General features: G+C 69.0%; 13 protein-coding genes and 2 tRNA genes. 5 read left to right on the top strand and 10 right to left on the bottom strand.

The annotated features are described in order from the left end of the window. Positions 1-15 precede the first annotated feature (15 nt). The 3 genes from dcd to ACS5PM_RS04085 are packed head-to-tail and all read right to left on the bottom strand — an operon-like array spanning position 16 to position 2,808. Complete coding sequence (gene dcd, locus ACS5PM_RS04095; protein ID WP_439385739.1) at positions 16-585, bottom strand: dCTP deaminase; 570 nt, start codon at positions 583-585, stop codon at positions 16-18. Between the two features lie 41 nt (positions 586-626). Continuing rightward, positions 627-2,066 carry a C13 family peptidase gene (locus tag ACS5PM_RS04090; RefSeq protein ID WP_439385737.1) on the bottom strand — a complete coding sequence of 480 codons (1,440 nt, stop codon included), beginning with the start codon at positions 2,064-2,066 and terminating at the stop codon, positions 627-629. Between the two features lie 19 nt (positions 2,067-2,085). Continuing rightward, positions 2,086-2,808: a Crp/Fnr family transcriptional regulator gene (locus tag ACS5PM_RS04085; protein WP_439385735.1), complete on the bottom strand. Its 723-nt coding sequence runs from the start codon at positions 2,806-2,808 to the stop codon at positions 2,086-2,088. 97 nt (positions 2,809-2,905) lie between these two features. Here ACS5PM_RS04085 and ACS5PM_RS04080 point away from each other — a divergent pair, with 97 nt between their 5' ends. The 3 genes from ACS5PM_RS04080 to ACS5PM_RS04070 all read left to right on the top strand — a co-directional run bounded on the left by ACS5PM_RS04080 (position 2,906) and on the right by ACS5PM_RS04070 (position 5,114). Further along, positions 2,906-3,445 (top strand): Mpo1 family 2-hydroxy fatty acid dioxygenase, encoded by a 540-nt coding sequence (locus ACS5PM_RS04080; RefSeq protein ID WP_439385733.1) that lies wholly within the window; start codon positions 2,906-2,908, stop codon positions 3,443-3,445. Positions 3,446-3,483: 38 nt separating this feature from the next. Continuing rightward, positions 3,484-4,470, top strand: a complete 987-nt coding sequence (locus ACS5PM_RS04075; RefSeq protein ID WP_439386840.1) for a 2-dehydropantoate 2-reductase — start codon at positions 3,484-3,486, stop codon at positions 4,468-4,470. 89 nt (positions 4,471-4,559) lie between these two features. Next, a complete protein-coding gene (locus tag ACS5PM_RS04070) occupies positions 4,560-5,114 on the top strand; it encodes an Mpo1 family 2-hydroxy fatty acid dioxygenase (protein WP_439385731.1) in 555 nt (184 codons plus the stop codon). A 58-nt stretch (positions 5,115-5,172) separates the two neighbouring features. Here the strand turns inward: ACS5PM_RS04070 and apbC are convergent, their stop codons facing one another. Then, positions 5,173-6,264, bottom strand: a complete 1,092-nt coding sequence (gene apbC / locus ACS5PM_RS04065) for an iron-sulfur cluster carrier protein ApbC (RefSeq protein WP_439385729.1) — start codon at positions 6,262-6,264, stop codon at positions 5,173-5,175. Between the two features lie 256 nt (positions 6,265-6,520). On the opposite strand from apbC, the gene ACS5PM_RS04060 reads away from it, so the two are divergent. Both ACS5PM_RS04060 and ACS5PM_RS04055 read left to right on the top strand, forming a co-directional pair. Then, entirely contained in the window at positions 6,521-6,892 is a 372-nt protein-coding gene (locus ACS5PM_RS04060) for an MmcQ/YjbR family DNA-binding protein (RefSeq protein ID WP_439385727.1), read from the top strand. 78 nt (positions 6,893-6,970) lie between these two features. Continuing rightward, on the top strand, positions 6,971-7,969 hold the full coding sequence (locus ACS5PM_RS04055; protein WP_439385725.1) for a Kelch repeat-containing protein: 999 nt from the start codon (positions 6,971-6,973) through the stop codon (positions 7,967-7,969). 146 nt (positions 7,970-8,115) lie between these two features. Here the strand turns inward: ACS5PM_RS04055 and ACS5PM_RS04050 are convergent. The 6 genes from ACS5PM_RS04050 to tolB all read right to left on the bottom strand — a co-directional run bounded on the left by ACS5PM_RS04050 (position 8,116) and on the right by tolB (position 11,865). Then, positions 8,116-8,191: transfer RNA gene (locus ACS5PM_RS04050), tRNA-Lys, on the bottom strand. Positions 8,192-8,238: 47 nt separating this feature from the next. Then, positions 8,239-8,314, bottom strand: a tRNA-Lys gene (locus ACS5PM_RS04045). Positions 8,315-8,340: 26 nt separating this feature from the next. Continuing rightward, positions 8,341-9,183 carry a tRNA threonylcarbamoyladenosine dehydratase gene (locus tag ACS5PM_RS04040; RefSeq protein ID WP_439385722.1) on the bottom strand — a complete coding sequence of 281 codons (843 nt, stop codon included), beginning with the start codon at positions 9,181-9,183 and terminating at the stop codon, positions 8,341-8,343. Between the two features lie 2 nt (positions 9,184-9,185). Then, positions 9,186-9,968, bottom strand: coding sequence for a tol-pal system protein YbgF (ybgF, locus tag ACS5PM_RS04035; protein WP_439385720.1), 783 nt, complete (start codon positions 9,966-9,968; stop codon positions 9,186-9,188). A gap of 4 nt (positions 9,969-9,972) precedes the next feature. Next, positions 9,973-10,518 carry a peptidoglycan-associated lipoprotein Pal gene (gene pal / locus ACS5PM_RS04030; RefSeq protein ID WP_439385718.1) on the bottom strand — a complete coding sequence of 182 codons (546 nt, stop codon included), beginning with the start codon at positions 10,516-10,518 and terminating at the stop codon, positions 9,973-9,975. A gap of 60 nt (positions 10,519-10,578) precedes the next feature. Further along, positions 10,579-11,865, bottom strand: a complete 1,287-nt coding sequence (tolB, locus tag ACS5PM_RS04025; RefSeq protein WP_439385716.1) for a Tol-Pal system beta propeller repeat protein TolB — start codon at positions 11,863-11,865, stop codon at positions 10,579-10,581. Positions 11,866-11,884: the final 19 nt, after the last annotated feature.

Genomic DNA, 11,884 nt, shown 5'->3' with positions numbered 1-11,884 from the left:
GCTTGACCAACGATTTCAGGTCTTGGGCAGCGTCACGCCGCGCTGGCCCTGGTACTTGCCGCCCCGGTCAGCGTAGCTGGTTTCGCAGACTTCGTCCGATTCGAAGAACAGGACCTGCGCGCAGCCCTCGCCGGCGTAGATCTTGGCGGGCAGCGGCGTGGTGTTGCTGAACTCCAGCGTGACGTAGCCCTCCCACTCGGGCTCGAACGGGGTCACGTTGACGATGATCCCGCAGCGCGCATAGGTGCTCTTGCCCAGGCAGATCGTCAGCACGGTGCGCGGGATGCGGAAGTACTCCACCGTTCGCGCCAGGGCGAAGCTGTTGGGCGGGATGATGCAGACGTCGCTCTCGATGTCGACGAAGCTCTTCTCGTCGAAGTTCTTCGGGTCGACGACGGTCGAGTGGATGTTGGTGAAGACCTTGAATTCGCGGGCGCAGCGGATGTCGTAGCCGTAGCTCGAGGTGCCGTAGCTGACGATCTTGTGGCCATCCGCGGCTTGGCGGACCTGGCCGGGCTCGAACGGGTCGATCATCCCGTGCTCTTGCGCCATGCGGCGGATCCACTTGTCGCTCTTGATGCTCATGCCGGTCTTTCGGGAAGGGGCTGCGATTTTAGGTGGCTGGCTCAGGGCGCCCCGGGCTCGAGCTGCACGCGCAGGCTCAGCAGCTGTTGGCGCATCTCATCGCCCATCGAGATCTGCGGGTTCGAGTAGCCGTCGCTCTTGCCCGCTTCACGCTCGCGCTGCTCGATGACCCTGCGGGCTTCGGCATGCGCCTGCTCGAAGGATCTCGTCTGCCGCAGCTGCTCTTCGTACATCGCACGGCCGAAGAAGGTGAGCTCCGAGCGCCGGCCGCAGCCGTAGGAGGTGTGCTCGATGTCCGAGGCGGTCATCACGAGCGTGTCGGGCCCGGCCAGGGGCTCTATCCAGCTGCCCGAATGGCAGGCCGAGACCGACACCACGCGCCAGCGGATGCCGGCTTCGTCCAGCCAGCGCCGCAGCATGGCGGGGGTCACCTCCTCCACCTCCATCGGCCACAGGCCGGCAGACAGCGCCCCCGAGTGGGCGCCGTGGGAGGTGAGGTGGATGAACAGGATGTCCTGCCGGCGGTCCATCACCTCCGCCACGCGGTGGATGGCGCGCTCCAGGTTCAGGGGCGTCGCCCACGGCTTTTGCTCCGCGGTGCCCGGATGATTGACGAGCTGCAGGGTCCGCCCGGTGCTGTCGAAACGCTGCTGCATGACGTCGGCCACCAGCTGGCTCTCGCGCCGGAACACGTCCGCATGCCCGTAGGGCGCGAAGGTGATGGTGTAGAGATCGATGACGTTGCGGCGAGAGGGCCGCAGCGCCTGCAGCTGCTCCGCCAGCAGCTGCGGCTGGCGCTCCATGAGGGCCTGGGTCAGCTTCAGCTCGGGCTCGCGCGCCCGGGAGGCAGGCTCGGCCGGGTACCACAGGCCGACCGGCGAGGCCTGGATGACCGCCGTACAGGCCACCGAGAGCAGGCAGGCCGTCACCTTCACACGCGTGGGGGCGGGGCTGCTGCGCCAGCAGAGCGTCAGCACGGCGGCCTCATACCAAGCGAGCATCGCCATCGACACGCCCCACGAGGTCCAGGGCCCCAGCCTGGTCAGATCGATGTCGCCGCCGGGCCGCAGGGCCAAGCCGGCGACGGCGAGGAGCGTGAACAGGGGCAGGGCCTGGGCGGCCAGCAGGCCGAACAACGCTGCGGGACCGGGGGCATGGCGCGGCGAGCCCGGCGTTCCACCGGCCGGCACCAGCCACCAGCACAGCCACGCGGCCACGACGGTCTGCAGCCAGCCCGAGAGAAGCGCAGGCCAGTAGAAGTTCGCCGGCCCATCGATCGACAGCCGCTGCCAAGCCACACTCAGCCCGAAGGGGACGGCGACGAGCCAGGCCACGTTGAAAGGCGTCACCTGCAGGCCGGTCCAGTCGGGCCTCATCAGGAAAGCCGTGCGGGCGCCCTGCCCCCACCAGGCGCCGAGCGCTCCCCTTCGCATGCGCTCGTGCCTGGCCGGCGGCATCGCCGCTTCACTGTCCGTCGTCATCCCTGCCCCTCCGTGCGATTCACTGTAGCGGCACGCCGGCCGCTTCCATCAGCCGGTCCAGGTCGAGCAGCTCGATCCCGCCGTAGCGCACGGCGATCACCCCTCGCGCTTCCAGCGCACGCAGAGCCTTGTTGGCGCTCTGGCGGCTCACGCCCAGCATCAGGGCCAGCTGTTCCTGCGGCAGGCGCAAGGTCGAACGGGGCGGGCCACTGCGAGCGCCGTAGCCGTGGGCGAGCAGCCACAGGCGCTTGGCCAGGCGGCCTTGGAGCGGCAGCTGGGCGATGTCCTCCAGCATGCCGAAGGCCATCCGCAGCTTGGCGCAGGCCAGCTGGGCGATGGGGCGCCAATGGACCGGATGGGCCTCCAGCCATTCGAGCAACGCGGGCTGCGGCACCTGCCAGACGGTGGTCGGGCCGTCGGCCACGGCGTCGTGGGTGCGGGGCCGGCCGTCGATGAGCGAGATCTCGCCGAACCACTGGCCCGGCTCGACGAAGGCCAGCACGGCTTCGCTGCCGTCGGCCTGCAGGGCGCGGATTCGCAAGGCGCCATCGAGCACGCAGCACAGGCCCTCGGCCGCCTGGCCCCGGGCGAACAAGGCCTCGTCGGCGCCCAGGCGCCGCAGGCGGCCCAGGCGCATGAGCGCAGCACGCAGCTCGGCAGATGCGGCGGCGAACCAGGCATCCGAGCCCAGGAGCTCGCGCCAGGCCGGCGTGAAGGATTCGGGAATGTCCTGATCGTCCATGAGGGGCCACGCGCGCCGAATGTCGGCGCTTTGACAGTCGTCAAGGGCGGCGCACCCTAGCATGCGCCCACCAATGCATCGATCGCGAGGAGACCCCATGCGCCAGGCCACCGAACTGCTGGTCCAGTATGCCCACTACCACCGTGACCGCCGCAACATCGCCACGCACTTCGCCGGCATCCCGCTGATCGTGTTCGCCGTCGGTGTGCTGCTGGCGCGCGCCACCTTCGTCATCGGCGACCTCACGCTGACGGCCGCCTGGGCCGCCGCCGCGCTGGCCACGGCCTGGTACCTGACGCGCGGGCGCATCGACCTGGGCCTGGCCACGAGCGCGGTGACGGTGGGGCTGGTGGCCTTCGCGCACGAATTCGCCGGCGGCAGCATCGAGGAGTGGCTGTCGTTCGGGCTGGGCGCCTTCGTGGTCGGCTGGGTGCTGCAGTTCATCGGGCACTACTTCGAGGGCCGCAAGCCGGCGTTCGTCGACGACCTGGTCGGCCTGCTGGTCGGCCCGATGTTCGTGATGGCGGAGGCCTTGTTCGCCCTGGGCTGGGGCCGCGGCCTGCGCGAGGAGATCGAGCGCCAGGCCGGGCCGACGCACCTGCGCGACCTGAAGCGGCCGGCGGCGACGACGCGTTGAGCGCATCGCCCCTGGCCACGCCCGGCCCCCTGCTCGTGATGGGGGCCGGCAGCGTCGGCGGCTACGTGGGCGGCTGCCTGCAGGCGGCCGGTGCCGAGGTGCACTTCGTCGGGCGGCCGCGCACGCTCGAAGCGTGGCAGGCCCACGGGCTGCGAGTCACCGACCAGGACGGGCGCGACCAGACCGTGCCGCCGGGGGCGCTGAAGCTGTCGGCGTCGGTGCCGGACGGACTGGCTCCTTCGCTCGTCGTGCTGACGGTCAAGTGCGGCGCCACGCGCGAGGCTGCGGCCGCCCTCGGCGCCGCCCTGCCGGCGGGCACGCCGGTGCTTTCGCTGCAGAACGGGCTGGGCAATGCCGAGGCCGGCGCCGAGGCCGCGCCCGGCCTGCGTTGGCTGGCCGGCATGGTCCCCTACAACATCGCCGAGGTCGGCCCTGGGCACCTGCACCGCGGCACCGGCGGGCAACTGGCCGCCGAGGACGATCCGGCGGTGCGCGCGTGGCTGCCGGCGTTCGAGGCGGCGCGGCTGCGCCTGAAGCTCCATGCCGATCTGCGGCCGGTGCAATGGGGCAAGCTCCTGCTGAACCTCAACAACGCCATCAACGCTCTATCGGGGCGGCCGCTGCGCGCCGAACTCATGGAGCGCGGCTACCGCCAGGTCTTCGCCGCGCTTCAGCGCGAGGCCCTGGCCGCGCTGGCGGCTGCCGGCATCGAGCCGGCCCAGGTGGCCGCCGTGGCGCCGCGGCGCATGCCCATCCTGCTGTCCCTGCCCGACTGGCTCTTCCACCGCGTGGCGAAGCGGATGCTGCGCATCGACCCGCAGGCCCGCTCGAGCATGGCCGACGACCTGGCGCTGGGGCGGAGGACGGAAGTGGACGCGCTGTGCGGCGAAGTCGTGCGCCTCGCTCGATCGCACGGCCTGCAGGCACCGCTGAACGAGCGCATCCAGGCGCTGATCGAAGCCTGGCCGCAGCAGCCTGGCCCGCTGGCGCCGGCCGAGTTGAAGGCCAGGCTGGGCTGGCGTTGACAGCGTCACGCCAGCCTGGGGATCGACCCTTGTTCAGGTCGGGCCGGCAGCGCTAGCATCGGGCCATGAATTTGCTCCGGGAGGCCACCATGCCTGCACCGTTCCGTCCCGCGCGGGAGCTGTTGATCCAGTACGCCCGCCACCACCGCGACCGGCGAAACATCGCGACGCATCTGGTCGGCATCCCGATGATCGTGTTCGCCATCGGCGTGCTCCTGGCCCGCCCCACCCTCGACACGCTGCCCACGCCAGCCGGCGTGCTGGCACTCACGCCGGCGGTGCTGCTGTGGTTTGCGACGACCCTGTGGTACCTCACCCGTGGCGAGTTCCTGCTCGGGCTCTCGGTGAGCCTGCTGAACGGCGCCTTGATCATGCTCGGCGCGCCCCTGGCCGATGCCGGGTTCGTCTCCTGGCTCGCGGCCGGCCTGGGCCTTTTCGTGCTGGGCTGGGTGATCCAGTTCCTGGGCCACTACTACGAGGGCCGCAGGCCCGCCTTCACCGACGACCTGATCGGCCTGCTGGTCGGCCCGGCCTTCGTCACCGCCGAGGCGCTGTTCTCGTTCGGCCTGCTGCGGCCGCTACACGACGAGATCGAGCGCCGCGCCGGCCCGACCCACGTTCGGGACCTGGCTTTTCCGGCATAGGGCCGGCGGCTGCACATCAGCTCCCCCGAGCCCCGACTGGCTCCCAGTCCCTTGCGGATCAGGTGGATTTCGAGACGTTGATGGTGGGGAACTTGGACGAGAAGTCCTTGGCCTTGCGGGCCACCGTCACCGCCACCTGCCGGGCCACGGCCTTGTAGATGCCGGCGATCTCGCCGTCAGGCTCGGCCACCACGGTCGGATGTCCGTTGTCGGCCTGCTCGCGGATCTTCATCGTCAACGGCAGCGCGCCCAGGTAAGGCACGCCGTGCTTCTCGGCCATCTTGCGGCCGCCCTCGGCGCCGAAGATGTGCTCGGTGTGGCCGCAATTGGGGCAGCAGTAGACGGCCATGTTCTCGACGATGCCGAGGATGGGCACGCCCACCTTCTCGAACATCGCCAGGCCGCGCCGCGCATCGATCAGGGCGATGTCCTGCGGGGTCGTGACGATCACCGCGCCGGTGATGGGCACGCGCTGGCTGAGCGTGAGCTGGATGTCGCCGGTGCCGGGGGGCATGTCGACGAGCAGGTAGTCGAGGTCCTGCCAGTTCGTCTGCCGCAGCAGCTGCTCCAGCGCCTGCGTGGCCATGGGGCCGCGCCAGATCATGGCCTGGTCCGGCTCGACGATGAAGCCGATCGACATCACCTGCACGCCGTGGTTCTCGAGCGGCTGCATGGTCTGGCCATCGGCGCTCTCGGGCCGGCCGGCGATGCCCATCATGGTGGGCTGGCTGGGGCCGTAGATGTCCGCATCGAGGATGCCCACCCGGGCGCCCTCGGCCGCCAGTGCCAGCGCCAGGTTGGCCGTGGTGGTGCTCTTGCCCACGCCGCCCTTGCCCGAGGCCACGGCAATCACGTTGCGCACCTGCGGCAGCAGCGGCACGCCGCGCTGCACGGCATGCGCGACGACCTTGAAGCCGACGTTCACGCTGACGTTGGCCACCCCGGGGACGCTGCGCGCCGCGCCGACGAGGGCGCTGCGCAGGGCCGGAATCTGGCTCTTGGCGGGGTAGCCCAGCTCGACATCGAACGAGACCTGGTCGCCGTCGATTCGCAGGTTGCGCAACTGCTTGCCGCTGACGAAGTCCTGTTGGGTCTGGGGGTCGACGACGGTGCGCAAGGCGTCGAGCAGCGCGGTCTCGGAGACAGGCATGGAGAGCGTGGAGGTTGAAGCAGGAAAGCGCCGACGACTGCAGCGCCAGGGATCGCTGCAGTCTAGCGGAGAGCTTGGACGCTCCAGCGACAAAGGCCTTGGGTCGGTGGTCGGGCCGACGATGCCGTTTTGTGACAGCAGGCTGGCGATCAGGCGCTCCGGGCGTCCTTGACGCCGTTGACGTCGCTGTTCGCGACTCTCAACATCCCTCCTGCCTGGTCGGGGCCGCCAGCCAGCGCCATACAGGAGAGGATCGATGCACCGCAACTTCGAAGGCCTGAAAGCGCACGTCTCATCGATGCGCGGCGCCACTCAGGACATCAAGTGGGGCTCCGACTGGGTCGCCAGCGTAGGCGGCAAGATGTTCTTCGCCGCCGGGCCCGGCGAACACGACTGGACGGCGTGCTCCTTCAAGGCGGACGATCACCGCTTCCTCGAACTTTCGGGGTTGGAGGGCTTCAGCCCGGCGCCCTACCTCGCGCGAGCGAAATGGATCCAGCTTCGAGATCCGACCGCCTTGCCGTTGGCGGACCTGAAGGCGCTCGTCACGCGGTCGTATCAGTTGGTGCTCGCTCGCCTGACCAAGAAGCTTCAGCGGGAAATCGAAGAAGGCCGCGCGCTGCGGTAGGGGATTCGAACCTTCGCGCCGTCGGCGACAAGCCACCGGCTTCCGACCGTCAGCCCAATGCCATCGAGAGGAGACTGCATGCGATTCGTCCAACTGGTCACGCGCCCATGGATCGTTGGCGCCTTCGTACTCGGTCTGGGCCTCTGCACCCAAGCCGCCGCAGTGCCGGACGTCGAATGGGTTGAACTGAACGCGCCGGTCAACCCGCCCGCAAGAATCGAAGGCGGCATGGCCTACGACGGCGTTTCGAAGAAGATCATCCTGTTCGGCGGCTATTCGGTGGAGACCTACCTGGACGACACCTGGGTGCTGGACGAGGCAGGCTGGGCTCAACTCGACGTCCTGGGACCTTCGGCCCGTATTGCGCCGGCCATGGCCTTTGACGAAGCCAATCGCCGCATCGTGCTGTTCGGCGGTCGCAACCTCTCGCAAAAGGAGCTGAGCGACACGTGGATCTTCAACGGCCACACTGGGCGTTGGAAGCGAATGCATCCGACCACGGTGCCGCCCGCCCGGGAGCACGCCATGATGTTCACGGACCCGATCACCGGCTTCGCCACCCTCTTCGGCGGCATGGCCTGGGGCGTCGGGGATTTCAACGATCTCTGGCAATTCGATGGGAGCGACTGGCACGAACTGACTCCGGCCATTCGCCCGAACAACCGGTATCGGGCCATCGCGGCCCTCGACGATCATCTCGGCAAGGTCGTCATTGGCAGCGGCTGCCGCTACGACGGCTCCATGGAAAACAGCACCTGGACCTGGGACGGCAGCGTCTTCGAGCCGGTCTTCCCCACCAAGGACAAGCGGCCCACTTGCGCCTCCGCCAGCGGCTATTCGCCGGCCACGCGGTCGATCGTCGTGTTCGGCGGCATGACCGACCGTGACTACACCTCGAACGCGACCTACGCCTTGAGAGGCGACAGCTGGAGGAAGCTGACCCCGGCCACGAGGCCGGCCAGCCGCTGGGGTGCGATGGGTGCCTATCACCGAGCCGCTCGCAAACTCTTCATGTTCGGCGGGACCGCCATGGATGCTTCTGCACTCGACGACACGTGGTCGCTCATTGCCCCATGACGGGCCTGCAGCGATGCACTGCTCGATGGGCTGGCCCCATCGCCCGAGCCGGAACATGAGCGGACAACGACGAAGCGCACCGCCCCCATAGCAAAAGGCACCTGACGCTTTCGCATCAAGTGCCTCGACCCCTGAAGGGGATGTGTTGGTGGGCCCTGAAGGATTCGAACCTTCGACCAACGGATTAAGAGTCCGCTGCTCTACCAACTGAGCTAAGAGCCCGTGTCTGTCGACGGTGCCAATCTTACCTTTGAGCAAGACCGGTCACGTGGTGGGTTGTGCAGGATTCGAACCTGCGACCAACGGATTAAAAGTCCGCTGCTCTACCGACTGAGCTAACAACCCTTACCCCGGCAGAGCCCTAGATCATATCATGCCTTTTTGTGGCTTTGGAAGTCCTGCTGTCGCTTTGCCGCTGCAAGGCACAAGGCGATGGCCTCGCCGGCAGCCGCCAGGCCGAAGCTCGCGGTCACGGTGACCGACGAGCCGTAGCCGTGGCAGTTGAGGCTTCCGTCGCCGCCGTCGATGTCGCATGTCTCGTCCGCAGGCGGCGCAACGCTCTCGCGCGAGAACACGCATCGCACGCCGATGGCGCCGTGGCCTGCCTTGGTCGCGCCGTGCTCGCGCCGCAGGCGGTTGCGCAAGGATGCAAGCAGCGGGTCGTGCGTGACGTCGGCGAGGTCCGCGATGTCCAGCCTCTCCGCGTGGCGCTTGCCACCGGCCGCGCCGCAACACACCAGCGGCACCTTCTCGCGCAGCGCCCAAGCCGCCATCGCCGCCTTGGCGCGGACCTGGTCGCACGCGTCGACGAGCGCATCGACCGGGCCGGTGAGCAGCCCGGGCCAGTTGGCGACATCGACGAACTCGTCGACGATATGCAGCCGGCAGCCGGGATGGATGTCAGCCACTCGAGTGGCCAGTGCGAGGCCCTTGGCCATGCCGAGCGTCGCACCCATCGCCTGGATCTGGCGGTTGATGTTGGACTCGGCCACATGGTCCATGTCGATCAGCGTGAGCTCGCCCACGCCGCAGCGCGCCAGGGCCTCCACGGTCCACGAACCCACGCCGCCCAGACCCACGACAGCCACGCGCAGGCCCCTCAGGCGCGCGTAGCCGGCATCCCCGTAGAGCCGGCGCAGCCCGCCGAAGCGGCGCTCCAGGTCCGGCGTGTCGACGGGGTGGTGCACCGGCTGTGGCGCGGCGAGCGCCGGCACCGCTACTTCAGCGCGACGAGGCGCTCGCGCCCGGCCTGCGCGGCTTCGGATTTCGGGTACTGGCGGATCAGCTCCTCGAGCGTCTTCCTGGCGCTCTTGATGTCCTTCAGCTCCGCCTGGCAGTTGGCCAGGGCCAGCAGGGCCTCCGGCGCGCGGACATGATCGGGCGCGGCCGTCACGAAGGCGCGGAAGGTGACGATCGCGTCCTTGTACTGGCGCAGCCCGTACTGCGCATTGCCCAGCCAGTAGCGCGCCGAATCGGCATAGCCGCTGGACGGATAGCGCTTGAGGAAGCTCACCAGCTGCGGCGCCGCACGATCGAATTCGGCGGCGCGCAGGGTCGCCATGGCCTCGTCGTAGCTGCGCTTCTCGTCCGGATCGACGTTGAACTCCTTGCCGTCCAGCGTCACCGCCTGCGGCTCGAGCTTGCGCATGCGCTCGTCCACGCCCTGCGCGATGTCCTTCTGCTTGCGCTGCACCTCCGCCAGGTCGCGCAGCATCTGCTCTTCCTGGCCGCGCATGCGCGCCAGGTCGCCGCGCAGCTGCTCGTTCTGGTTGTTCAGATCGAGCAGGCTGCGCTGCAGGGTCTGGACCTGGTCGGACAGCTGCTTGATCGTCGCCGCGAGCTCGCTGCGCGACTGCTCTCCCTGGGCCACCTTGGCCCGCAGGTCGAGGATGGCCTTGCGGGCCTCGTCATCGTCGAACAGCCCCGCCCGCGCCGGGAGCGTGGCGAGCAGCAGCACGCCGATGGAGATCGCCCTCAGCGGGGTGGGTACAGCACGCATGGTCTCAACGGTCCTTCAGTTCGGCACGGCGGTTCTTGGCCCACGCCGCCTCGTCGTGGCCGGCGTCCACCGCGCGCTCCTCGCCGAAGCTCACCGCCTCGAGCTGCCCTTCGCCGGCGCCCACCAGCGCCATGGCCTTCTGCACGGCCTCCGCGCGCTTCTGGCCCAGGGCCAGGTTGTACTCGCGGCTGCCACGCTCGTCGGTGTGGCCCTCGATCATCATGCGCTTGGCCTTGTTGGCCGCCAGGAACTTGGCATAGCCTTCGACGACCGGTCGGTACTCGTCCTTGATGACGTAGCTGTCGAAGTCGAAGTACACGGTGCGGCCCAGGCCGGCGGGGGGACTCGCGTTGGCGCCCAGGTCCACCGAGGCCACGTTGCTCTCCGCCGCCGGCTTGCCGGCGTTGCCTGCGTTGGCGCCCGCGCCGGCGTCGCCGGGGGTACGGGTTTCGACCGGCGCGGGGGTGTCCAGCTTGGTCGAGCCGCAGCCCACCAGCGTCAGCACCAGCAATGCCGACAGCGCGCCGGGCCCAACGTTCCACTTGACCATGGGTTTCTCCTTGTGTGGGTAAAAGTCTTGAGTTTGAGCGAATGCCGCCGAGCAGCGCTGTCAGCGGCCGTACGGGCCCCAGACGGGCTCGCGGATGTCGACGCCGCCCGGGCCGGGCAGTCGGGCCTTGATCTTGCCATCCAGGGTGGTGGTCATCAACAACTCGCGGCCGCCGGACCGGGTGGCATAAATGATGAGCCGGCCATTGGGCGCGAAGCTCGGGCTCTCGTCGTCGCTGGTGTCGCTGACGGTCTGCATGGCGCCGCTGGACAGGTCCATCGTCATCACGCGAAAGGCACCCCCGCCATTGCGCTGCACGAAGGTCATGGTGCGCCCGTCCGGGCTGATGGCCGGGCTGACGTTGTAGCTGCCCTGGAAGGTCACGCGTTCGGCCCCGCCACCGCCAATGGGTTGGCGGTAGATCTGCGGCGAGCCGCCGCGGTCGCTCACGAAGTAAAGCGTCTTGCCGTCGGGAGCGAAGGCCGGCTCCGTGTCGATTGCCGAACTCTGCGTGATGCGGCGCGGGTTGGAGCCGTCGCGATTGATGAGGAACAGTTGCGAACCACCGTCTCGCGACAGCGTCACTGCGAGCTGCGCGCCATCGGGCGACCAGGCGGGCGCGCTGTTCGAGCCCTTGAAGTTCGCCACGCGGCGCCGCGCGCCGGTCTGCAGGTCCTGCACCCAGACCACCGGCTTGCGGTCTTCAAAGGACACATACGCCAGCTCGCGGCCATCGGGCGACCAGGCTGGCGAGATGATCGGGTCCGGGCTGGTCAGCGGCACCTGGCCGCCTTCGCCATCTGCATCGGCGACGCGCAGGGTGTAGCGGCCGGCGCCCTTGGTGATGTAGGCGATGCGCGTCGCGAACACGCCCTTCTCGCCCGTCAGCTTCTCGTACACCGCGTCGGCGATGCGGTGGGCCGCGAGGCGCAGGTCGGCGGCCTGCACCGCGATGCTCTGGCCTCCCTGGTCCGCGCCCTTGACCACGTCCCACAGCTTGTAGCGGACATCGAAGCGGCCGTCGGCCAGGCGGGTGACGGATCCCGCGACCACCGCGTCCGAACCGCGGCTGCGCAGGTCCGGGAAGGCCGGCACGCCCGTCTCGTCGATCGACTGGTTCGATTCGATGAAGCGGAACACGCCGCTGCGCTCCAGATCGGCGCGGATGATGGCGGAGACCAGGTTGGTGCCGCCGGCCTCCTCGCCGCGGAACTTCAGCGCCGTGACCGGCAACTGGGTCGCGCCCACGCCGGTGATCTCCACCCGGAACTCGGCATGGGCAGCGGGCAGCGCGGCGGCTGTTCCCAGCGCGCCGAGCGCGCCAATCCATTCACGTCGGGACCACATAGCGGGAAATCGAGTCATG

It is taken from the genome of Ideonella flava, assembly GCF_051857595.1.
Taxonomy (GTDB): Bacteria; Pseudomonadota; Gammaproteobacteria; order Burkholderiales; family Burkholderiaceae_C; genus Ideonella.
This window is presented reverse-complemented; position numbering and strand designations above follow the sequence as displayed.